The sequence below is a fragment of the Flavobacterium sp. RHBU_3 genome (assembly GCF_046613565.1).
In the GTDB taxonomy this organism is placed as follows: domain Bacteria; phylum Bacteroidota; class Bacteroidia; order Flavobacteriales; family Flavobacteriaceae; genus Flavobacterium.
Map to the genome: position 1 here is coordinate 39,494 of NZ_JBKJHC010000018.1, position 25,007 is coordinate 64,500.

Genomic DNA, 25,007 nt, shown 5'->3' on the forward strand with positions numbered 1-25,007 from the left:
ATCAAATCATTTTGCTATGAAAAAAAGCGTATTACTTGCATTGCTAATGCTTACTGCATTTTGTGCCAAGGCTCAGGTAACGGTTAAGCCCGGTATAAGGGCAGGGGCAAACTTCGCATCATTTACCGGAGGTAATTTTGACACAAAAACCGATTTTTATCTGGGTACATTTGCTGCTGTAAAACTTACAAGGTTTTATACCCTGCAGCCTGAGGTTACGTATTCTCGTCAGGGTGCAGAAGCTACAATTTATTATCAGGATTACAATACTGGTAACTACATGTATGAAAAGGCTGATATAGACATGCAGTATCTATCTTTAGCTCTTATTAATAAATTTACGCTTACTAACAGCGTAAATCTGCATGTGGGGCCTACATTAGATTTTATTGTAAATCGTTCGCCTTTTGCTGATACCGATGCCGATGTAGGTATTACAGCCGGTGCAGGATATACACTACCGTTTGGCCTTACTATAGAAGCCCGCGTAAAAAAAGGATTTGTTAGTGTGCTAAACGACTATGATTATAGTTATGACGGCAATGATAGCTATGAATATGGCAGTATGACTAATATTGTATATACCTTGGGTGTTTCTTACAGCTTTAAGGTAACCGGAGCTACTAAATAATTAGATATAGTAAACAAACCCGCCGGATTAACTATTTGGCGGGAATTTGTTTTTTAATAAATACAAACGACCATGCTTTTAAAAGATTTCTATAAAATTAACGCGCTAACCAACACCGATGGAGACAAATATGTTGCTAACATAAACATAAATAAAGACCACGATGTTTTTAAGGGGCACTTTCCCGGAAATCCGGTAACTCCCGGGGTATGTATGCTGCAAATAATAAAAGAAATCACTACGCAGGTTGTGGGTAAAGAACTTACTATGATAAGTGCTTCAAACATTAAGTTTATGGCGCTTATTAATCCGGAGGTTAACCCTGATTTGAGACTTGAGCTTGAAATAGCCCAAACTGAAGACAATAAGGTGAAGGTTAAGAACACAACACTGTTTGATGAAACGGTAGCGTTAAAATTATCTTGTATTTACAGTAAAAATTAGATTTTAGTTTTTGTAAGCTGTAACTTTAGTTAATAAATTAAATAATGTTGCTATGAAAACACTTGCTGCTATTTTTTCGTTAATTGTTTTAACAGTTGCTAATGACTTAGCCACGTTAAGACAAAAATTTATCAGTGCGCCTGAATCTGCTAAAGTTACCGAAGAATTGTATAGCCTTGTAGAAAAGGTGTCTGACGACAGTTCGGATAATACTGTTGTGGCCTATAAAGCTGCTGCACTGACCCTAAGAGCCAAACACGAAAAAGGCCTGATGAATAAAAAGAACCTTTTTAAGCAAGGAGCTACGCTGCTTGAAGAAGTTTTAAAGCGTGATGCTGATAATTATGAGGCTCATGTATTACGACTTAGTATACAGGAAAATGCACCTGCCATAACAGGCTATCATGGCCAGATAGAAAATGATAAAAAGTTTATTATCAAATACTATAGTAGTCAGAAAGCCGACCTGAAAGCGTTTACACAGGGTTTTGTAAAAATTTCTAAATCTTTTACTAAAGAAGAGAAAGCTTCTTTTTAGTAGTGTTAAAAACACTTACAATTTTCTGTTTGTGTACAGTTTTGGTACAAAGATTAAAAAAAGTATCTTTGGCAAAATTTCAACCACGATTTTGTAAATGAGCAACCCTCCGCAGCATAATACTACTATTAGCCGGTTAAATTACTGTGTTATAATACCTACGTATAATAACAGCAAAACCCTGAAAAGGGTTATTGATGGTGTGCTTTTTTATACCTCTGATTTAATCATAGTTAATGATGGTGCTACAGATAGTACTCCGCAAATACTGGAGCAATACAGCGGGGTAGAGGTTGTTGGTTTTGAGAAAAACAGGGGTAAAGGAGCTGCTTTGCGTGCGGGCTTTATCGCGGCACGGAATAAAGGGTATGACTATGCCATTACCATAGATTCAGATGGTCAGCATTTTCCGGATGATATGTTTGTTTTTTTACAGGAAATTGAAGCTAATGGCGATGCTTTGCTTATAGGGAGCCGTAATATGGGGCAGGAAGGTGTGCCAAAAAAAAGCAGCTTTGGGAACAAGTTTTCTAACTTCTGGTTTTGGTTTGAAACCAGTATAAAGCTGGAAGATACACAGTCTGGTTACAGGTTGTATCCCATAAAAAGTATCCCGAAAAAATATTTTACTACAAAATTCGAATTTGAAATAGAGGTTATCGTCCGTTCTGCCTGGAAGGGTATACCTGTAAAAAACGTTCCGGTAAAGGTATTGTACGACCCTACAGAGCGCGTTTCGCATTTCAGGCCGTTCACTGATTTTTCGCGTATAAGTGTTTTAAACACGGTTTTGGTTACCATAAGCCTGTTATACATTAAGCCGCGAAACTTTATCTACAGCTTTAAAAAAAAAAGCGTTAAGCGATTTTTAATTGAAAATGTACTGCATAACGACGACAGTCCGCAAAAAAAAGCATTGTCTATAGCGCTTGGAGTGTTTATAGGCATAGCTCCGTTGTGGGGTTTTCAAACGGTTACCGTGCTTTTTCTGGCGTATCTTTTAAGGCTTAATAAGTTGATAGCCTTTGCTTTCAGTAATGTAAGCATACCGCCGTTTATCCCTTTTATAATACTGGCATCTCTTAAGGTAGGTAATTTACTAGTACCCGGAAACGACATTTTACCCACCGAAATGTCTTTTAAAGCCATTAATCAAAATTTAGTGCAGTATCTTGCAGGCAGTATAGTGCTTGCGCTGTTAATGGCGGTAGTTGCCGGTACCGGCGCTTACTTTATATTATTAGCTGCCGGCAAAAATAAAGTCCACAAAAATGCATAAGTTTTTTATAGCCATACACTTTTTTGTAAACAGAAACCGTGCTTTGTCTGTAGCTATGGCTTTGGCCATATTGGTTTTCTTTGGTTTTTTTGCTTCGAAAATATCTTTTGAGGAAGACATTACCAGGCTTATACCAAAAAGCGAACGATCAGACGAGGCAACAAAAGTATTGCGCCAGCTGAACTTTGCCGATAAAATAACGGTAATAATAAGTGCCAAAAAAGGTGTAGACCCGCAGGAGCTTACTGCTGTAGCCAATGCTTTTAACGATAGCCTGCAAAACAGTTGTAGCAAATACATTAACGGTTTACAAGGCAAGGTAGATGATGAAGCCATACAGGAAACCTTTGACTTTGTGTATAACAATGCACCACTTTTTTTAGATGAAGCTGATTATAAACAAATTGAAAATAAATTAAGTAACGATAGTATAGCCGGGGTTGTAAACAGCAATTACAGGTCTATTATTTCGCCATCGGGGCTGGTTACAAAGAACTTTATTTTAAAAGACCCGTTGGGCATTTCGTTTATTGGCCTAAAAAAGCTGCAACAGCTGGGTATGGGCGACGATTTTGGCCTTCAGGATGGCTATGTAATTACAAAAGACAAACAGAAGTTGTTGTTATTCATTAGTCCGAAACTTCCGGGTAACGAAACCGAGAAGAATACCCTTTTTGTAGATAAGCTCGATTCTATAAAGGCTAGTCTTAATGCTGAGTTTAAAAACAAGGCAACCGTAGAGTATTTCGGTGCTACAAACATAGCAGTAGCCAATGCCAAGCAAATAAAGCAGGATGTGCGACTAACCACAATTGTGGCACTTACACTGCTTATGCTTATACTTATCGTGTATTACAGGAAGTTCTTAATACCGTTTATTATCTTAATCCCTACGGTATTTGGGGTGTTGTTTGCGGTAGGGTTGCTTTATGTTTTACGAGGGACTATATCGGCCATATCATTAAGTATCGGTTCTATTCTGCTGGGTGTTACTATAGACTACGCCCTACACATACTTACGCACTACAAGCACAATAGCGACATAAAGGTACTGTACCGTGATATAGCCAAGCCGGTTATTATGAGTAGCTCTACTACAGCACTTGCGTTTTTATGCCTGTTGTTTGTAAACTCAGGAGCGCTACAGGATCTTGGTATTTTTGCCGCGACCAGTGTAATGATCAGTGCTGTATTTTCATTGCTAATTATCCCGCATTTATATAAACCGAATCTTGAGGCTATAGGCGGCATAGCACCTACAACGCACAAAACCACCATACTGGATCGTATGGCGGGTTTTTCATTCCATAATAGTAAGTTGCTCATAGTAGGCAGCGTAATAATTATTATAGCCAGCTTCTTTACGGTTAATAAAGTAGTTTACGATAAGGATATATCGCAGCTTAACTTTGTGCCCGATGATATAAAAGCGGCAGAAAAGAAACTTGAAAGTGCCACAAGCCTTACCTCAAAATCCTTGTACGTAGCGGCCTATGGAAATTCGGCGGAAGAGGTACTGAAAAACAATACGCTGTTGAGCCAAAAGCTTGGTGCTTATAAAGACGGTAACAACCTTTTGAGTTATAATTCTATTGGTAGTATAGTGTTGCCTGTCGAGGTGCAACAGCAAAAAATAGACCGCTGGAACAAATTCTGGACGCCGCAACGAAAAGCAAATCTAAAAGCCGCACTGATAGCAGAGGGTGCTAAGCTGGGCTTTAAGCCTACAACCTATGGGCAGTTTTTTGAAATGCTGGATAAAGAATATAAAACTATCAGCCTTAAACAATATCTTAGCCTGAAGGCGTTGCCGTTAAATGAATTTGTGGCGGAAAAGGAAGGATTTTTTACCATAGCCACAGTTGTAAAAGTGAGTAAAGAACAGCGCGATGCCATGGCGGCTAATCTTGAGAAGGAACCCAAGATAATGGTAATAGACCGCCAGCAAATGAACGAAACATTTTTAGGTGGCCTTAAAGACGATTTTTCGTCGCTTATAAACTATTCGGTGGTAGCTATGGTTATTATCCTCTTCTTCTTTTTCAGGAGGATAGAATTAGTAATTATAAGCTGTATTCCTATATTCATTACCGGGTTTGTAACTACGGGTATTATGGGAATGTTTGATATAAGGCTGAATATATTCAGTACCATAGTATGTACACTGGTGTTTGGGCATGGAGTAGATTTTAGTATTTTCATGACCAGTGCGCTACAAAAAGAATATACCACAGGCCGTAACGAAATGGCTACTTATCGTACCTCTATATTACTTGCGGTGCTTACAACGGTGTTAGGTATCGGGGCATTGGTCTTTGCCGGGCACCCTGCTTTAAAATCGATATCATCAGTATCGCTTATCGGGGTGTTTGCTGCACTTATAATTACATTTATATTTTATCCAATATTATTCAGGTTCTTCTTTACACAAAGGGTAAAAAGTGGCCGTGCACCGTTTGAGATGCGCACGCTGGTTCATTCGTCACTATGTTTTATTTATTATGGACTGGGCGGTTTCCTGCTTTCGATTACAAGTTTTGTACTCGTGGCGATATTCCCGGCTAAGAAACAGGCCAAGGTAAAAGTGTTCAGGTACATACTTTCTAAGTTTATGAAATCAGTGCTTTACCTAAATCCGTTTGTAAAGAAAACAGTACTTAACCCGCACCACGAAGATTTTAATAAACCGGCGGTTATTATAGCTAACCACACCTCGTTTTTAGATATACTGGCAGTAGGTATGCTAAGCCCTAAGATAATTTATCTGGTAAGCGACTGGGTGTACAACTCGCCTGTATTTGGTATCGGTGTGCGCCTTGCTGGCTTCTATCCGGTTTCAAAAGGACTTGAAGGTGGGGTAGAGCATCTTCGTAAGAAAGTAGAGGAAGGATACTCCCTGGCTATCTTCCCTGAGGGTACGCGTAGTAAGACGAATCATATAAACCGTTTCCATAAAGGTACCTTTTATCTGGCAGAGCATTTTAACCTGGATATTGTTCCGGTACTTATACATGGTAACAGCGAGGTGCTGCCAAAGGGCGATTTTATTATAAACGACGGTAGCATAACGCTTAAAATACTAGACAGGATTACGCCAACAGATGCCGCTTACGGTACGGGTTACAGTGAACGTACAAAAAAGGTGGCAGCTTACTTCAGGAGTGAGTTTGCGCACCTGCGTACCGAAATAGAAGGTGCTGATTATTTTAAGAATAAAATAATGCACAGCCTGGCCTATAAGGAGTACGATATAGTTCTGGAAGTAAAAAAACATCTTAACAGCTGTTTAAGTGTTTATCATGATATTAATAACTATATTGGCACTACCGCCAGTGTACTTTTGTTAACCGAAGATCATGGCGAAACGGCGGTATTGCTTGCGTTGCAGCAATCGCAGCGAAAAATTGTGAACTACATTGCCGACGAAGAAAAAAGAGATATAGCCGGAACCAATTATATAAACAAAAACAGGGCTATAAAGTATCCTGATACTATAGATGAAGCTGTGGCTGCAGAGTATAGTGTAGTTATCGCAGATACATCTGAGGATATAATTAATGAGGGCATGCTGCAAAAAGCACAGCATGTAATTTTAGTGAAACAATTAGGTAACGCCGGTATTGCCGGTTTTGAAACCCTGGCACAAGGCGGTACTTTTGTAGTGTTAAAGAAGAAAGAGCAAAGTGAATAAAAAGTATGATGTTGTAATAGTGGGCAGCGGCCTGGGCGGTTTGGTATCGTCTATTATCCTTGCAAAAGAAGGCTACAGTGTTTGCGTGCTTGAAAAAAACAACCAGTTTGGCGGCAACCTGCAAACCTTTTCCCGCGAAAAAACTATTTTTGATACCGGTATCCACTATATTGGCGGGCTTGCCGAGGGGCAAAACCTGTACAATTATTTTAAATACATAGGCATCATGGACGACCTTAAACTCATGAAAATGGATGAGGACGCCTATGATGTAATTTCGTTTGGAGACGACGAAATAGAATATCCACATGCGCAGGGATACGAAAACTTTGTAAAACAGCTGGTAAAATATTTTCCGGAGGAGGAAGAAAACCTTAAGGAATATTGCCGTAAGCTTATAGATACCTGCAATGCCTTTCCGTTGTACAACCTAAAAAGGGAAAGCGACGGTTATGATTCGGCACTACTTTCAGAAAATGCCAAAGAATATTTTGACGGGCTTACCCAAAACCCGAAACTAAGGGCGGTACTTGCCGGCTCAAACTTTTTATATGCAGGTATAGAGGATAAATCGCCTTTTTACGTACATGCATTGTCTGTTAACTCTTATATGCAAAGTGCATGGCGTTGTATAAACGGTGGCAGTAATATTACCAAACAGCTTATAAAGCAACTAAAGAAATACGGTGGTGAAACCTATAAATACAAAGAGGTTGTAAGCTTTACCACAGAAGAAAACCGGATTGTATCCGCTAAAATAAAAACAGGCGAGGAGGTTTTTGGTGATATGTTCATTTCGAATATTGAACCTAAAACCACATTGAAAATGGTAGGCGAACACATGTTCAGGAAGTCGTTTTTTAATAGGGTACAAAACCTGGAGAATGTAGGTTCGGCATTTAGCCTTTACATACTTTTTAAACCGCAGTCTTTTAAATACATGAACTACAACTACTACCATTTTGATGATAGTTCACGCGTTTGGAAAACCATGGAGTGTACCCCTGAATCATGGCCCGAAGGTTACATGGCTTCTATGAACGTTACGTCTAAACAAGATGAATGGGCAGAGAGCATGACAGCCATAACCTTTATGGATTTTAACGATGTTAAGCGCTGGGAGCATACCCATAATACCACTGCTGAGAAATCGGATAGGGGAGAGGATTATGAAAAGTTTAAGCAGGAGAAAACCGAAAAATTCCTGCAAAAACTGGAGATGAAGTTTCCGGGTATACGCGATTGTATTAAATCGGTATATACGTCTACACCGCTTTCTTACAGGGATTATATAGGCGGGCAAAACGGTAATCTTTACGGCTACGTGAAGGATTCTAACAGCCCTATGAAAACCTACCTGGCTCCTAAAACCAAGCTGGATAACCTATACCTTACCGGGCAAAGCATTAACATGCACGGTGTACTTGGTGTAACTATTGGTGCGGTAGTAACCTGCTCTGAAATACTGGGCAAAGAATATCTTGTAAATAAAATAAACAACGAGCTTAACCTAAAATGATTAAACGGATTTTGTATATACTGATAGTGCCATTGCTGCTGATGCAGCTGGTTTCTTGCGGTACATACAATTCTGTGCACAACAGGCCCAATATAGCCGAGTATAACCATGCGGTACCTGTACTTGTGAAGAAAGATGGCGTAACTACCTACGGCAATAATTTCTTGTTACAAAACAAATATGGCCTTTGGGAAATGTACGTGGAAGGCGATCCCCTGCAACAGGGGCTTATTACCGGTGCTTTATCTCAGGAGCTTATTGCACACCAGGAGGAGTATTTTTTGAACAAGATTAAAGAAATTATTCCATCTAAATTTAAGCAACAGCTTTTAAGGCAGTTTTTAAAGTGGTACAATCGTAAGGTATACCTAAATGTTAGCGAGGAATACAAGACTGAGATTTACGGCATGTCTCAGTACCTCTCTGACGATTATAATTATGTGGCGCCGCCTTATTTAAGAAGTTTGTACCTTCATGCTGCGCATGATATAGGCCACGCCCTTAACGACCTTGCGTTGGTAGGGTGTACTTCGTTTGCTGCGTGGGACGAGAATACATCCGATGGATCGTTGCTTATTGCCCGAAACCTGGATTTCTACGCCGGCGACGAGTTTGCCAAAAATAAGATAGTATCTTTTGTTAAGCCGGAAAAAGGACATCCTTTTATGTCGGTTACCTGGGGTGGGATGATAGGTGCCCTGTCGGGTATGAATGCAGAAGGGCTTACGGTAACACTAAACTCCGGTAAGTCAGACATTCCGTTAATAGCAAAAACGCCTATATCACTGCTGGCACGAGAAATATTACAGTATGCATCTACAATTGATGAGGCTGTAGCCATAGCAAAACAACGTGAAGTGTTTGTAAGCGAAAGCATAATGGTGGGCAGTGCCAAAGACCATAAAGCGGTACTGATTGAGGTTTCGCCAAAAAAGCTGGGTGTGTATGAAGTGCCAAACAGTTCGGAGTTAATTTGCTCTAACCATTTTCAGAGTGATACCTATAAGGATGATGACAATAACAATTACGCCATTGTAAACAGCCACTCGCAATACCGATACGAGCGTATGCAGCAGCTTTTACTGCAAAACGGGAAAATAGATCCGGTGAAGGCAGCGGCTATAATGAGAAATACCGGTGGCTTAAATAACCTGTCTCTGGGCTACGGAAATGAAAAAGCCATAAACCAGTTGCTGGCGCACCACTCGGTTATTTTTAAGCCGGAACAAAAGCAGGTGTGGGTGTCGGCTAATCCGTACCAGCTTGGTGCTTATGTGGCTTACGACCTTGATGATGTGTTTAAGGGAGGCCATGTTACCGCTTCGGTAGCGGTAGATTCGCTTTTAATACCCGAAGATCCGTTTGTGCATTCGCAGGCATTTAAAGACTATGAAAAATACAGGGTACAGGACAGGCTTATGGATAAAGCCATTAGTAACCACGAGGTTTTAGGCCCCGGGTTTATTGAAGATTATCAACGGCTGAACCCTGACCTATGGTTTGTTTACTATAAAGCGGGTGTGTATTATTACAACCGCGGATGCTACGCAGCTGCAAAAGTGGAGTTTGAAAAAGCCCTAACCAAGGAAATTACTACACTTCCGGACAAAGAACAAACCGAGACCTACCTTAAAAAGACTAATAAGAAACTATAATCAATATGATTCCTTTAATAGAAACAGCACCCCAGGAGGAGATACAAGCTTTCCAGGAACAAAAACTGGCTGAAGCCCTTAGTTATGTTGCTGAAAACTCCCCTTTTTATAAAAGACTGTTTGAAAAAGAGGGGATAGATATTGCTACCATTAAAACAATAAACGACCTGCAAAAAATACCGGTTACTACTAAGGAACACTTACAAGAGTTTAATGATGATTTTTTATGTGTATCAAAATCGGCTATTGTAGACTATGCTACCACATCGGGTACATCGGGTAAGCCGGTTACCTTTGGTATTACCGATAAAGACCTTGACAGGCTGGCGTATAACGAAGCCATTTCATTTGCCTGTTCCGGGATAAAAGAAGGCGATGTAGTACAACTGATGACTACCATAGACAGGCGCTTTATGGCCGGACTGGCTTATTTCTTAGGTATCCGAAAGCTAAAGGCCGGTATTATAAGGGTAGGGGCAGGTGTGCCGGAGTTGCAATGGGATTCAATCTTAAAATACAAGCCTGCTTACCTTATTACCGTGCCTTCTTTTTTACTGAAGTTGATAGAGTATGCCGAAAGTCACGGAATAGATTATAATGCAAGCGGTATTAAGGGGGCTATATGTATAGGCGAACCATTGCGTACACAGGATTTTGAACCGAATATATTGGCAAAAAAAATTAACTCAAAGTGGGACATTAAGCTATACAGCACCTATGCGTCGACCGAGATGAGTACTGCCTTTGCAGAATGCGGGCATTTTAAAGGTGGGCACCATCACCCTGAACTGATAATAGCCGAGGTACTTGATGCCAATGATAAGCCCGTTGCTGACGGTGACAGCGGAGAACTCACAGTAACCACTCTGGGTATAGAAGGTATGCCGCTGGTGCGTTTTAAAACAGGAGACATAGTACAGCTACACCATGAGCCTTGTGGCTGCGGACGTACCACAATGCGTATAGGTCCGGTTATAGGGCGTAAGCAACAAATGATAAAATATAAGGGTACTACACTGTATCCGCCGGCAATGATAGATTTGCTACAATCATTTAGCGATATACAAAGCCACATTATAGAGATTTCTACAAACAGCCTTGGTACAGATGAAATATTGATTAAAGTTGCCGCTAATAACGCCACAGAAGAGCTTCTTACAGAGATTAAAGACCACTTTAGGGCAAAGCTAAGGGTAACGCCCAAAATTGTTTTTGTAAGCATACAGGAACTTCATGCGGTTATGTTTAACCCCATGAGCCGCAAACCGGTAAACTTTATAGATAACCGAATTTAGTTTTATAAATGTGTGTTTGTATCTCTTAGAAAATATAGACTCAGCCCTTTAAGTATTAAACTTTAAAGGGCTGAGTTTTTCTGAAACGTACTATTACTGTTATTATTACAAGAATCAGTACCCCATATTTTCCGTAATGTGGTAGAAGGTTTAGATAGTGCGTTATAAGATTTGAATTTCCGCTAATACGCTCAGTCATCCATGCTGAGGCTGCCATTAAAGCAAATACTGCACCCGTAATACGGATATATTTATAAACATTATACCTGCTCAATATAATTAGCCACGGAACAGTTATAACAATTACAATAAGCTGCATCAGCTCGATACCCAGGTTAAACCCTACGAGGCTTAGTAAAAGCGGTTTCCCTGTTAAATTGAATCCGGTTAAAATGGTTGCAAAAGCCAGGCCGTGAATTAATCCGAAGCTACCTGTTACAAGGCTTTCGCGGTGTGGAAACAAAGGCTTTATAGCATGCACTGCCGTAACCAGTATAGAAAAAGCAATAATAATTTCTATAGGACCCGAAGGCAGCTTTACCCACCCAAGTGTGGCCAGGGCAAGCGTTATGGAATGCCCTATGGTAAATGCAAACGTTATTGTAAGTATTTTTTTCAGGCTTTGTTTAAAGCCTTTGTTTTGTCCCCATTTTTTACCGACTATGGTAAGCGGTGCTGTAAGCAATAACACTAACAGGAATAAAAGATGGTCTGTACCTTCAGATATATGGTGCATGCCCAGTTTTATCATGGTCTTAAAGCCCTCTGTGTTACTACCTTCTTTAAGGCTAACTTCAAGAGGTCGCACTTTTCCTGTAGGTATATCGGTTTGTATAGAGCCTATCAGGTTTTCATCGGTTTGTGTTTTTTCGGCATCTTCATTATACACGCCGTTTTGCCAGTCCTGTTTAAGGAATACCAGTACTTTGTGGGTTACCACCTGGTGTACTATTGCGTTATATTTTAATGTAAAATTTCGAGTGTTAGTACCCTTTGGTGGTGTAAGTACAAACTGTACCGCTACTTCCTTATATTTCCCTACAAAAGCATCCGTACTTTCTCTGAAGGTAATATCGTTTATATGAACCCTCCACATCTTTTGCCAGGTTTGGGCAACAATGTGTTGGGCAAAGTATTCCTTTAAAAATGCTTTGTCATTAATTTTGCCGTGTTGAGGCATTATAGCGCTTTCAAGCTCTGAAACTGGCATTTTGGCTACGCCCATTATTTCGTTTCCAGCCACAGAAAGTTCTATAATGCTGTTTGGCATAGGGTGAGCCATAACTATGGTAGAGGCAAATATGAAAACTATAGTAAGAAATCTTTTCATGGTCTTAGCTTAAAAACGGTATTTAAATATAAAACGAGCGTTAAAGGGAGTCCCCGCAGTAAAATGTATTTCATCTACCGGTGCAGACTCGTTTGCTAATCTGCTTTCGGTAAGAAATTGGGTTTCTTTCCAGCGCACATTAAAAATGTTGTCGATGTTTACTCCTAATGAGCATTTCTTTATTTGGTAACTTAAAGACAAGTCGGTAACAGTATATCCTGTAGCCTTTACTGTATTTGTTTCATTTGCAGGACGATCGCCCAGATGCCTCGCCCTAAGGCTGCCGGAAAAGCCTTTGAGGTTTTTAATACTTAATCCTCCGGTTAATGTAAACACCGGTGCCAGCGGAATATAATCTGCGCCGTTCTCCTCATCTATAGATCGGGCATGCGTGTAAGTAGCATCGGTATTAAAAAATAACCAGTCGGTTATCTGGTATCTGGCTCCAATGTCAATGCCTTTCCGTGCTGTTTTACCACCGTGCTCCACTATAGCGGCATCGCCTACATATACAAACTCCTGCTCAAGATACAAATACCAGAGTGCGGCGTTTACAAACATCCTTGCAATAGGTTTCCATGTCATTCCTAAGTCGGTTCCGTAGGCAGCAGGGAGTATTTCTTTGCCCTGTTGTGCTACTACTGCGCGGGTATCATTGCTATGAAAACCTTTACCCATTTTTAAGAACAGGTTAAGGTTATGGTTTACTGTGTATAAAAAGTTGACCTTAGGGCTAACAATACCTTTAGATTGTGTATTGTTAACATATGTTGGTAACAGTTTATCTACATAATCAAATTTAAAATAATCTACCCTTAATCCCAAATTAATAAGTAATTGGTCTATCTTGTAATCAGCGCTGGTATAGGCAAAAAGGTTGTTTTGTGTAATATCTCCCAAGCTAAGGTGTTCAAGCACGGTATTTCTGTTTACAGTATGCGAGAGTTCAGTGCCATGAGTATTGTCATTACGAAAGCCCGCTCCGGTCTTATAACTAAAACTGTTGTTTACATTTTCGTTATATTCAGACTGTATACCATAAATAAGCCTTTTCTCTTTTTGCCGTATCTGGTCACCATTTATGGGATCTTCTAAGAAAAAGGTAAAATTAGAAAACAACTCGAAATCATAATGGCTTACGTACAATGAGTTTTTAATGTACGAATTTTCTGAAGTCTGGTTGCTGTGCTGAACATTAAAGTTAGAACGAGAGGTGTTTCCTCCTTCTGTGGGGTCTATAGCCCCATAAAATGAAATAAGCCCTTCGTTTACAGCTCTTTCCGGTATTTGGCCGCTGGCATCCCAAAGGCTTTTAAAATGCGATGCCGAAATACTGATTTTATCTTGAGTAGATAATGTAGCACTGTATTTACCAAAAAGGTTTATTCTCGAAAAATTTTGCGGTGCATCAAAATAGTTATCTGTCATAAGATATTCTCCTGTAAAATAAGCATTCTGATTTTTGGTATTCAGGAGATTAAACATACTTAATACCCTGAAGGTATTGTACTGCCCCATTTCAGCTGATGCGGAGCTATTGTTTAGTTTATCTTTTGTTTTAAATGCTACATACCCTGCGGTGGTAAGGTCTCCTTTTTCGGCAAAATAAGGGCCTTTATCAAAATCTATTTCTTCAATTGTCTCGGGTATCAGAAAGTGGAGGTCGGCATAGCCCTGCCCATGTGCGTGGGATACCATGTTTACAGGCATGCCGTCAACCGATATATTAATATCGGTACCATGATCAATATCAAAACCGCGCAGGAAAATTTGCTCGGCCTTACCACCTCCTGCATGCTGGCCTATAAACAACCCAGGAACTTTTCGCAATAGTTCCTGAGAGGAGGAAACGGGCTGTATTTCAAGGTCTATTTTAGAAAGCGTGTTTAATTGTTTTAGGCCTCCTGAAATAGAAACCTCTTCTAATTTAAATGTCTTACAAAATAGTATTATAATGGCAGGTGTATTGTTTTCAACCTTATGGTACAAAACCTCATATTCCGGGTAGGTTATTTTCAACGTGTCATTAACTATTGTATTTTCAAGGGTAAAGTTGCCTTCTTTGTCGCTGTGAGCGTGTGCACGATTTCGCAGGTTTTGTATCAGGACGTTTTCCAAGGGAGTACCGTTTTCATTAGTAAGGTTCCCTTTAAATACTTCCTGGGTGTAAGCGGGTGTTAAATAAGTAACAACTAATAATGTAAATAGATTTACAATTATTTTCATAGGGTAGAGTACTTAAAAAAAGGCCGGGCACCTGAAGCTTAGTTCCGATGCCCGGCAGTAGCAATAATAATAGCAATAAAAACTATTTACTTTATGAATTTGGCATTGTATATTTTGCCATTTTCAGATATTCTTAATACATAGGTGCCTTTTGCAAGTTGGCGTACATCAATTTCAATTTTAGATCCTGATGCTGTTTTGTTTAATATTTTCTTGCCTGAAATATCTATAACCGATACGCTGGCGTTTGTAACAGCACTTGGCATATCTACATAAAGCATATCAGTAGCCGGGTTAGGGTATAGCTTTAGTTGATTTTTACCAAGGGTATTTACACTTGCTGTAGACTCATCTATAGGGTCTCCGGTAAGGTCTACGCCATAATCGCTGTCATGGTCTCTCCATACCGAGTGGTAGTGTATCTGGTTTTGAACTACAACACCGTTTTGGCACGCAAATTCTATCCATACAGAAGGACCGTCTATACGTACATAATTAGAATTTGAAGCTAAAAATGTGCTGGCGCTCCCGGCAGTAGCACTTCCTGTAAATGCTATGTAAGTATCGTCAATTTCGTTAGTGTATTTTTCCATTATAACAGCAGCAGTGGCAGCATCCATATCGTTTACATACGTTTCTATGGCTGTAATTACAAGGTCTTTTTGAGTGTCTGTAAGGTTACTACACTTTACACCCTGCTTAGTAGTAGGGAAGGTATTAGTATTACCGTTGCTTTCGCCCGGGCTCATTAAACAGTCGCTAAAGGTTGTAGACAGTTTTGCCGTTGTAAACTCTGCTGAAGTAAGCGAAGCCAGCATATTTCGTAAGGCTGTCTTTTCATCTTCCATAGGTGCATAACTGGTGCCATTTAGGGTGAAAGTTGTAGGTTCAAGAGCCACAAAAAATGGTGTGGCACCTATTACATGCCCGTTATTAAAGGCAATATTGGCAGCATAGTGGTGTCCGCCAAACTGCAACATCCAGGCTCCTGTTTCAGACGGGGTATTTAAAAAAGCTATCCATCTCAGGTCAGAGCTATAGCCGCTGCCACCGCCATTGTCGCCCAGCCAGTCTTCGGCAAGCCTTATGCTTAAAAATTCATCATATCCATTATTGGTGCCCGACCCAAGTGCCAGTTGTATTACGCTTAATGCTGCTTCCAGCTGGGTATCGGTAAGGTTGCCAAACTGTATACCGTTACGGCAAGTAGAGCCACAAGGAAGGTTACTCCACTTACGGGCAAGGGTTGTAGTATAGGTTTGCTGTAGTGTACTTTGTTGTGTGGTAGTAAGTGTCGCTTTAAATGCCAGGGCGGCAGTAACTAATGAAGATACATCAAAAGCTTCGTTAGTGTTTTTTTTGGCAGCTACCGCAGCAAAATTACTTTTTTTTCCCGGGCTGTTAAGAAGAGACGACCATGTGTTACTGCTAAGCACGGTTTTTATTTCATGCGAAAACATAAAAAGCAATAATCCCGATGCCAGTCCGGCAAGTGCTAACTCCAGTCTGTACTGGGAGCCCGATATGCCTAATGATAAATTTTGTAACCTTTCCTTCATAGAACTTTTAGTTTTGTAGTTAATAGTATGTATTACAGTATACTAATTTACAAACATTATCATTCGTTCTATAAATGCAAGATGAATAGCTGCTTTTATGCGATGAAAATAACAGTTATGTTGCCTTATTGCGAAAACCGGTTAAAAAAATCCTCTTCATAGCTTGCTGTAATGGGTATTTCGCGTCCGGCTACAAATATTGTTTTTTTGCGTACTTTTTCAATATGTTGCAGCGGTACAATGTAAGAACGATGTACGCGTACAAATTTATCTGCAGGCAGTTTTTCCATAATGTTTTTTAAAGGCATGCGTATCCTTACTTTTTTGTCTTTCTGTAAATGGATGTCCAGGTAATCAGCAAATGATTCTAACAGTAGTATTTCATTTATATCAATCTGAACAATGCTATAGTCTGACTTAACATAAATATATTGCCTGTCCAGCGCGGTTTTGTATTTAAGGAAATCATGAAAAGAACGAGCTTTAGTTACTGCTTCCATAAATCGCTTAAACGAAAAAGGTTTTAGTAAATAGTCTACCGCATTAAGGTTAAACCCGTCTATGGCGTATTCGCTAAAGGCGGTCGTAAATATAACCATGGTGTTTTGGCGCAGTGATTTGTAAAACTCTATTCCGGTAACGGCCGGCATTTGTATATCAAGAAATAAAAGGTCTACCTCATTCTCTGCAAGATATTCCCGCGCAGCACTAACCTTGGTAAACGATTTATCCAGGGATATAAAATCAATCCTTGCGCAATACTGCTTAATAAGCTCCAGTGGGAGGGGTTCGTCGTCAATGGCTATTGCGTGTATCATCTGAAATAAATTGTAAGAGTTATGCTAAAAAACTCCGGGGTATCTTCTATAAGAAGAAGGTGTTTTTGCGGATACATAAGGTTAAGGCGGTTGCGGGTGTTACTTATACCGATGCCCGAGTTTATAAGCCCGTTGTTTATAACAGACATTTTTCTGTTTTTTACCTGTAATTGTACAGCATCTGCATCAGTAACTATATCAATCAAAATTTCTGAATCTTCATCAGGGTTTACCCCATATTTAAAAGCATTCTCTATAAATGGTATAAGCAGCAGTGGGGCTATGCGTTTGCCGCTCAAGCTCCCGGTTACATTAAACTCCAAGTTTACACCGGGATCCAGCCTGAGTTTTTGTAGTTCTATATAATCAGAAATATATGCAACTTCTTTTTCTAACGGTACACTTTCATTACCAGATTCTACTACCATATACCGCATAATATCTGAAAGTTTAAGCATACTTTCAGACGACCTGTCTGCTTTTTCTGTTACAGTAAGGGTGTAAATACTATTAAGGGCATTAAAAAGAAAGTGTGGGTTCATTTGCGAGATCAGATAGGCAATCTCGGCTTCGTGGCGCGCTTTTTCTGTATGGAACCATCTGCTACGTACCCATAAGAAGAGTGAGACACTTACAATAACCACAAACATGAAAAAAACCTGGTCGTAATCAGAGAAAAATTCCTGAAAACGGTAAAATGAATTTGCATATCCCGGCTTATCATGAAAGTGCATAGCACCTGGTCCCGGAGGCGGAGGGGGTGGGCGGAAGTCTACATTTTTGGGTAGTAGCTGTTTCAGAATAAAATGTGGAGCTGCTATAATTATAATTAGGCTCGTTGCTATGGCTGCTGCATAAACAAAGTACTTTTTTGAGTAATACAGCTTAGGGATGAGGTAGTAATAATTGAAATAAAAAAAACAAAAAAGAAGTATGTTAGAAAATATGTTAACCAGTGTCATTGGCGAATGAAAAATACCATTGCCACCGGGCATTTGAGAGGGGAGTATTATGGGTTGCATGGCAAATGCAAGGAATGCAAGCCCCTGCAATACGATGCTCCTGTTTTTTTTGTTTAATCCCATATATCAAATATCACTATACTAAATGAATCAGGGAAATTGTTGCGATGTTTTTTATGTTTTTAGCGATGAAAAATACCCCGCTAATTAATAAGGTTGGGTAATTGCTTAAAGTGTTTTCTTTAGGGCGAGATGTAATAAAACAAAAAATCCGAACATTTCTGTTCGGATTTTTACTCTCGGTCGGGGTGGCAGGACGATGCCTACTCTCCGCAAATATCTTAATATCAAATATTTGATAATCCCTTTTGCAATCCGCTCACCGTTTTGCTCACATTTAAGCAATTCGGTAACGGGTGCAAATATAGGCCTTTTTACCATAAAATAAAGCATTAAATGGAAATTTTTCCTTAATTCGAGACATGCCTTAATTTTGTAATTTTTCATGTTGCTCTATACTCATACATTAATCACCCTACCGTCCTCATATTCTGATACTATAACGCCATCCTTGCTGTAAACTAATGGTTGCCCTTTCACAAACAAGGTGCGCCTAGTATTTTCGGCAAATTACTGTCGCCATGTCTCCTTTTCTTCGTCATTCTTCTAGAAGAGATTCTTTTTCATTCTTCTCTTATTTATGAAATCTTCATTTCCGATTATTAAGTCCATATAAGTTTCTTTAATTGCCATTTAACTAAGTTGTACTAAATTAAAAATGATTTTTATAAAGGATTAAACACTACATAATATTATGCTTCTTGCTTCAGCTTCTGATGCAATGCGTAACACTCGTCCAGAATGATTGACTCCTCCATTGGAATCAGTTGATACGCGAGGCCCAGCACGCACGAGATATTAGTATGCGATACCGACATTGATGAGGGCAAAATATCCTCTTGGGCTTCAAGTGCCGCCATACAGACCTTCATAATATCCATAATAGTCAAAAGAAGATCATTGTATCCTGAGAAACTTAGTTCCACGCCAAAACCTTCCCTGCGGAAGCGTTCATTAAAAACATTGAACTGGCTGGCGTTTTTTATTTTTTCCGCGAAGTCTATCGCTTCGTTGACTTTATCGTTTTCCATAGCTTATAAAATTAAATGTGATTTATAGAGTGCATCAAGTTTGGCGAAAGCCAGTTGTTTTATTTCCAAAAAACAATCCTTGCATCGCAATTCCAGTTCATTACTGTCCTCAATAGCGTACTGATTTACTACTTTGTAGCGTATCATGTCAGGATTAGCTGATAGCAACAGGTATAGCGCATTATCATCTTCCTGACGGAAATACAATAAGAAATCCTTACCGGTAATGAATTGCAGCAGTGCAAACAGATGCCCTATATTCATACGGTTTGGCCTGTAGCTAAGGAACAGCTCTATGAACCCTAAGCAGCTGTTTACAATAGCCTGATGCAGCAGTGTGTTTTTCAGAAGTGCATCATGGGGATTGGTAATTGATTTAGCCGTATTAAAATGGCTTTCTGCCAGCAGTGCACGGTTACGCCAGTAGTTAACCGAATACTCCAAATCCCTTTCAAAGGGCAGGTCGGTAATGTTTAGGTTACTCCCCACCTGAAAACCATTAACCGTAAGTTTGTTAAAAAACCATCGGTCGTTATCACGCTTTTTAGCCATTGACTGTTTACGGTGCAGCAGTACCGTTACCTTGTGCTTTTTACCAAAAGCATCCCTTACTTTGGCTTCAATCATTGCAGCGTGGTTATCCTTTGGTTCAAGCGAGTAGACTAACACGTAAAAGTGATATCCGGGGTTAAAGTAATTCGACTTCGTTTTTTTAATTTCAGTATTAAACAGTTTGTAGCCAAAGCAGAAGACCGCCCTTGTCTTGATATAATCTGTGATAATTCCGTTTATTTGGTGTAGTACTTGGCCCGCGAAATAATCTTCCGGTAATTTCTGTTCAAGGATGCTAAGCCCAGCCGTTTCAGGTTGATGTAACGTTTTGAGTTTTGCTTTGTAATCCACATACAGCTTATTGTAAAGGCTCCGCGCCTCTCCATAAAACTGACGCACCTTTTTGTTAGCTTCTTTTAACGTATCAATATTTACTTCTAATTCTGTTTTGGACATGATAGCGTTTCGTGTGCTATTCAGGAATTCTAACAAACTTTTACCCTCATCTGCATTTGGATTGATAATCTCATCAAGCGAAGGTGCAAAATCCATAATCCATCTGTACTGACCAAATAAATCCTGTCCACCTTTTAGCCCTTCACCATGCAGTTCCGCTATCATCATGTATATAAATCGCAAACCCTGATGCAGTGCATAGGCAGCTTCAAGGAGGCTTTCGTTCTGCATATAATCGCTGTACAAACGCAGGTACGCATCAATGGCGTAAATCATTTCGCCGGTACGTTTTCTAAGTCGGTAACTATAGTACTTTGTCCTTAGCTTTACAGGGTGGAAAACTTTTGCTTCGGGCTGGCAGTACACAAGGTTCTCCGCATTGCAATGCATAATGAAATAGGGAAATCCTTTTTTATAAGCATGTTCTACCCAATGACCACTGAAATACTTAAACACAATATTGGGGTGGTCGTCTGCCAGTTTACTGTCATGTAAAGCATCGTCATCCTGGGCATTATTATCGCTCATGATAATTGAGACCAGTGTTTTGTGTTCAAGTGGCGAAACATAGACTGCATCGATGTGCAGGAAACTAACCAAATGGTTTACGGCCTCTGCCAGTTCATCGTGATTGGAGAAGGCCTGCGGGATTTTAATTTCGTACTTCATAAACTCCGTTTTTGCCGTGAAACATCAGTGAAAAAGCTTATTTTTGCTTATACACAGCAAGTAACTACCTCATGGTAGCGTACCGAACCACAGCGGTTTGTATAATACCAGTTACGGTTTGTGTTTTACCAACTGAATATTTCTTACAGAATTTTGAATACCTTTGAGTTATGAGCACAGCAACTAAAAACCACATAGGAAGAAAAATAAGCCGCATCCGTGAATTGCGCGACATGAAACAGGAAGCATTAGCCCAAGCATTGGGTATAAGCCAGCAGGCGGTTTCTAATATTGAAAATAGTGAAACAGTTGAAGATGCTAAACTTGAAGAAATAGCAAAGGCTTTGGGAGTAACAGCTGAAGGTATTAAACAGTTTTCAGAGGAAGCAGTATTTAATATTATATCTAATACCTACCACAATACAAGCAGCGATACTTCAACATTGATAGCTAGCTCGTTAAACTATCAACCCACTTTTAATACGGTTGAAAAAATCGTTGAACTTTACGAAAGACTTTTACAAGCAGAGAAAGATAAAGTTGCTTATATGGAAAGGCTTATGAATAAATCTTAGGCACTAATAGCAAACATAAAGCTAAAACTATCTCCTTAATTTAAGAAGTTCATTTCTTGGAATAAAATCCGAATCTAATGATGTATATCCCTCTTCAGGGAGTATATACATTGGCGGCTGTAATACAAATACATCTACTGAATAATTACAAAACATTATTCACGCACTTTATTCTACTTCCCCATACGAAAATTCTAAAATTATATTAACTTTCGTCTCAAATCACCAATATTATAATTTGTAATGGACACTATCCTCCTTGAACCTCGTAAAGCACTTAATAAAGCATTTTTAAAAATCAAGCCCAACCGTTCTAATATTGAGGCTTTCAAAAATAATTTAATCGGTGTCTTGGATTCTATTAATATTAAGGAATCTGAGGAGTTTCATAAAAATCTGGTTAGCGATTTTCTTAAGAAAACTTACTATGACCCTACTTACTTTATAAATACTAAGGGTAGGAATGATTTAGTAATACATAACGGCAAAGATGCAAAAAGTCATGTGGGAGTTATCATAGAAGCCAAAAGTCCGTCGAACAGAAGCGAAATGATATCTAAGCAAAAACTTAACTGTAAAGCTTTGCAAGAACTTGTACTATACTATTTACGTGAGCGAATTACTAACAAGAATACTGAATTAAAATACCTGATAGTTACCAATATTTACGAGTGGTTTATATTTGATGCCCATCTTTTTAATAAGCTGTTCGCCGAAAACAAAGTTTTCGTAAAGCAGTTTAATGATTTTGAGACGAAGCGTGCTTCAGGAAACAAAACCGATTACTTTTACAAAGAGATTGCAGAGCCTTACATAGCATCATTGACTGCTACAATAGAATACACCTACTTTGATATACATAGCTATGAAAAGCTACTCCGAAATGTTGACAAAAAGGACGATAATAAATTAATCTCTTTATATAAATTACTTTCTCCGGAACATCTTCTTAAACTGTCTTTTGCTAATGACAGCAACACCTTAGATAAGAATTTTTATACTGAGCTACTCCATATTTTAGGTTTAACCGAAACTAAAGAGGCAGGGAAAAAGATTATAGAAAGGAATAAACCTGAACAAAGGAATAACGGTTCTATCATTGAAAATACCATTATCCAACTTGATAGTATGGATAAGTTGTCTCGGTTAAAAAATCCAAAACAGTATGGTAGTACACTCGAAGAAAGGCTTTTTGGTGTAGCTTTGGAGTTAACAATTACCTGGGTCAATAGGATTTTGTTTTTAAAACTTTTAGAGGCTCAATTAATATCATACCATAGTGGCGACTCGTCATATTCTTTTTTGAGTATCGACAAAATTAAAGATTATGACAACCTCAATACGCTGTTTTTTCAGGTATTGGCAAAAAAGACGGAAAACCGTAACAGCGATGTGCAGCAGCTTTTTGCTAAAGTTCCATACCTTAATAGCTCCCTTTTTGAGATGACAGATTTGGAACATGATATGTTTCCAATCTCGCAATTAGAAGACAACAAGACACTGCCGCTTTTAAACAGCACAGTGATTAAAGATACGGCCGGGAAAAAGTCAACAGGTAGCCTTAACACCCTGCAATACTTTTTTGCTTTTCTTGATGCTTATGACTTCGCCAGTGAAGGTTCTGAAGAAATTCAGGAAGACAACAAGACGTTGATTAACGCTTCAGTACTGGGGCTTATTTTTGAAAAAATAAACGGCTATAAGGATGGCTCTTTCTTTACGCCCGGCCTTATTACCATGTATATGTGTCGCGAAACTATTCGCAAAGCTGTAATACAAAAGTTCAACGAGATAAAAGGTTGGGATTGCCAAAGTTTTATAGACCTTCAGAATATGAAGTTTGGTATTCGTGAAGCAAATGATATTATCAACAGCATTAAGATTTGCGACCCGTCGGTAGGCTCCGGGCATTTCTTGGTTTCTGCCCTGAATGAAATTATCAGCATAAAAAGCAAACTTGAAATACTTGCGGACAGAGAAGGCCGTCTTTTAAAAAACTCATCTGTTATTATCGAAAATGATGAGCTTATGGTTTTTGATAATCGCGATGGAAGCTTCTTTAAATACAATCCATTAAATGAGGAAAGCAGGAGAATACAGGAGACGCTTTTTAACGAGAAACAGCTTATTATTGAAAACTGTTTATTTGGTGTAGATATTAACCCAAACTCTGTAAAAATATGCCGTTTAAGGCTATGGATTGAACTTCTAAAAAATGCTTATTATAAAGCTCCTGATTACAAAGAGCTTGAAACATTACCGAACATTGATATAAATATAAAAAATGGTAACTCACTAATTAGTCGTTTCGATTTAACAAGTGATTTGAAAACAGCTTTTAAGAAAAGTAAAATTTCTGTTATAGATTATAAAAATGCAGTGGCAGATTATAAAAATGCGACAAGTAAAGAAGAAAAAAAGAGATTAATAGAATTAATCGAAGAAATTAAAAACAATTTTAGAACAGAAATAAGCAAGAATAGTAAAGAAATCAAGGATTTGCAAAAGTTGAAATATGAGTATCTTACAAAATATGATAGTAATCAATTGTTTGAAAAGACTTTAACTAAAGCAGAAATTAAATATAAAAAAGAACTGTCGGAAAAGATTAGTAAACTTGATAATTTCATTGAAGAAATTAAGAATAATAAGATTTATGAAAATGCCTTTGAATGGCGTTTTGAATTTCCTGAAGTACTAGACGAAAATGGTGAGTACATTGGTTTTGATGCAATAATAGGCAATCCTCCATATATAAGAATACAAGGAATAAGAGAGATAGATTCAAAACTTGCCGATGAATATATAAAGGTATATAAGTCTGCTTCAGGCTCATTTGACATATATGTACCCTTCGTAGAAAAAGGATTGGAGCTAGTTACACATAACGGCATTGTCAATTACATTATGCCGGTAAAATGGACTAACGCCGCATTTGGTTCCAGCCTTAGAAAAATTATATCGCAAACAAAATCAATATATAAAATAATAAATTTTGGTGCTTATCAGGCTTTCGATGCATCAACATATACAGGTCTTCAGTGGTTTCAAAAGAACTCTCCGAATTTACAATATTTTGAGATTGATAAAGATTTCAAAACAAATATTGAGTTAGGCGAATATTTAAAATCGCTATCAAATTCAGATAGCTCATTTATATCTTATGACAAATTAAATAAAGATAGTTGGACACTTACTGTCGGGAATACATCACATATCATTGATAAATTGAATTTGCAACCGAGAAGAATGAGTGATGTTTTTGAAAAAATTTTTCAGGGATTAGCTACGAGTAAAGATGATGTTTACTTTTTATATAATTGCTCCTTTGATTCAAAATACGTTACTGGTTTTTCGAAACAATTAAATACTGTTGTAAAACTCGAATCTAGCTTTACTAAGCCTTTACTAAAAGGAGAAGATGTACATCGTTATGAACATATTCATACTGACAGGGTTGTTGTTTTTCCATATAAATTGTTTAATGGTTCTGCAGAATTATATAAAGAAGACGAAATAATAAATGAGTTTCCACTTGCTTATGCCTACCTCAAAGAATGTGAAAATATCTTAAGAGATAGGGAAAAAGGGAGATTAAAAAATGACAGCTATTGGTATAGATATATTTACCCTAAAAATCTTAATCTTTTTTCAAAT

17 protein-coding genes are annotated in these 25,007 nt (G+C 38.6%); 10 read left to right on the forward strand and 7 right to left on the reverse strand.

The window, feature by feature from the left end; translation table 11 throughout:
• The first annotated feature begins 16 nt into the window (after window positions 1–16).
• The 8 genes from ACLI1A_RS18690 (at window position 17) to ACLI1A_RS18725 (ending at window position 11,052) form a co-directional block, all read left to right on the forward strand.
• Window positions 17–631 (forward strand): outer membrane beta-barrel protein, encoded by a 615-nt coding sequence (locus tag ACLI1A_RS18690; RefSeq protein ID WP_411410216.1) that lies wholly within the window; start codon window positions 17–19, stop codon window positions 629–631.
• 72 nt (window positions 632–703) lie between these two features.
• Window positions 704–1,075, forward strand: a complete 372-nt coding sequence (locus ACLI1A_RS18695; protein WP_411410217.1) for a 3-hydroxyacyl-ACP dehydratase — start codon at window positions 704–706, stop codon at window positions 1,073–1,075.
• A gap of 52 nt (window positions 1,076–1,127) precedes the next feature.
• On the forward strand, window positions 1,128–1,613 hold the full coding sequence (locus tag ACLI1A_RS18700; protein WP_411410218.1) for a hypothetical protein: 486 nt from the start codon (window positions 1,128–1,130) through the stop codon (window positions 1,611–1,613).
• Window positions 1,614–1,710: 97 nt separating this feature from the next.
• Window positions 1,711–2,892 carry a DUF2062 domain-containing protein gene (locus ACLI1A_RS18705; RefSeq protein ID WP_411410219.1) on the forward strand — a complete coding sequence of 394 codons (1,182 nt, stop codon included), beginning with the start codon at window positions 1,711–1,713 and terminating at the stop codon, window positions 2,890–2,892.
• Window positions 2,885–6,583: an MMPL family transporter gene (locus tag ACLI1A_RS18710; RefSeq protein ID WP_411410220.1), complete on the forward strand. Its 3,699-nt coding sequence runs from the start codon at window positions 2,885–2,887 to the stop codon at window positions 6,581–6,583. Before ACLI1A_RS18705 ends, ACLI1A_RS18710 begins: the two co-directional genes overlap by 8 nt.
• A complete protein-coding gene (locus ACLI1A_RS18715) occupies window positions 6,576–8,102 on the forward strand; it encodes a phytoene desaturase family protein (protein ID WP_411410221.1) in 1,527 nt (508 codons plus the stop codon). Before ACLI1A_RS18710 ends, ACLI1A_RS18715 begins: the two co-directional genes overlap by 8 nt.
• A complete protein-coding gene (locus ACLI1A_RS18720) occupies window positions 8,099–9,757 on the forward strand; it encodes a C45 family autoproteolytic acyltransferase/hydolase (protein ID WP_411410222.1) in 1,659 nt (552 codons plus the stop codon). The genes ACLI1A_RS18715 and ACLI1A_RS18720 overlap by 4 nt, the downstream gene beginning before the upstream one ends.
• A gap of 5 nt (window positions 9,758–9,762) precedes the next feature.
• A complete protein-coding gene (locus ACLI1A_RS18725) occupies window positions 9,763–11,052 on the forward strand; it encodes a phenylacetate--CoA ligase family protein (RefSeq protein ID WP_411410223.1) in 1,290 nt (429 codons plus the stop codon).
• 55 nt (window positions 11,053–11,107) lie between these two features.
• Here ACLI1A_RS18725 and ACLI1A_RS18730 read toward each other — a convergent pair whose 3' ends face one another.
• From ACLI1A_RS18730 to ACLI1A_RS18760, 7 genes are all read right to left on the reverse strand, one after another.
• The gene (locus ACLI1A_RS18730) at window positions 11,108–12,382 is read right to left on the reverse strand and encodes a HupE/UreJ family protein (RefSeq protein ID WP_411410224.1); all 1,275 of its coding nucleotides are present in this window, start codon (window positions 12,380–12,382) and stop codon (window positions 11,108–11,110) included.
• A gap of 9 nt (window positions 12,383–12,391) precedes the next feature.
• Complete coding sequence (locus tag ACLI1A_RS18735) at window positions 12,392–14,608, reverse strand: TonB-dependent receptor (protein WP_411410225.1); 2,217 nt, start codon at window positions 14,606–14,608, stop codon at window positions 12,392–12,394.
• Between the two features lie 86 nt (window positions 14,609–14,694).
• Window positions 14,695–16,167, reverse strand: coding sequence for a DUF3500 domain-containing protein (locus ACLI1A_RS18740; protein ID WP_411410226.1), 1,473 nt, complete (start codon window positions 16,165–16,167; stop codon window positions 14,695–14,697).
• A gap of 125 nt (window positions 16,168–16,292) precedes the next feature.
• A complete protein-coding gene (locus ACLI1A_RS18745; protein ID WP_411410227.1) occupies window positions 16,293–16,985 on the reverse strand; it encodes a LytR/AlgR family response regulator transcription factor in 693 nt (230 codons plus the stop codon).
• Window positions 16,982–18,070 carry a sensor histidine kinase gene (locus ACLI1A_RS18750; RefSeq protein WP_411410228.1) on the reverse strand — a complete coding sequence of 363 codons (1,089 nt, stop codon included), beginning with the start codon at window positions 18,068–18,070 and terminating at the stop codon, window positions 16,982–16,984. The genes ACLI1A_RS18745 and ACLI1A_RS18750 overlap by 4 nt, the downstream gene beginning before the upstream one ends.
• A 689-nt stretch (window positions 18,071–18,759) precedes the next feature.
• Entirely contained in the window at window positions 18,760–19,098 is a 339-nt protein-coding gene (locus tag ACLI1A_RS18755) for a hypothetical protein (RefSeq protein WP_411410229.1), read from the reverse strand.
• A gap of 3 nt (window positions 19,099–19,101) precedes the next feature.
• A complete protein-coding gene (locus tag ACLI1A_RS18760) occupies window positions 19,102–20,775 on the reverse strand; it encodes a hypothetical protein (protein ID WP_411410230.1) in 1,674 nt (557 codons plus the stop codon).
• Between the two features lie 170 nt (window positions 20,776–20,945).
• Between ACLI1A_RS18760 and ACLI1A_RS18765 the strand changes: the two genes are divergently transcribed.
• Together ACLI1A_RS18765 and ACLI1A_RS18770 are read left to right on the forward strand one after the other, a co-directional pair.
• Window positions 20,946–21,350 carry a helix-turn-helix domain-containing protein gene (locus ACLI1A_RS18765; RefSeq protein ID WP_411410231.1) on the forward strand — a complete coding sequence of 135 codons (405 nt, stop codon included), beginning with the start codon at window positions 20,946–20,948 and terminating at the stop codon, window positions 21,348–21,350.
• Window positions 21,351–21,593: 243 nt separating this feature from the next.
• Window positions 21,594–25,007 (forward strand): Eco57I restriction-modification methylase domain-containing protein (locus ACLI1A_RS18770; protein WP_411410232.1); only part of this gene is annotated, 3,414 nt, incomplete at its 3' end.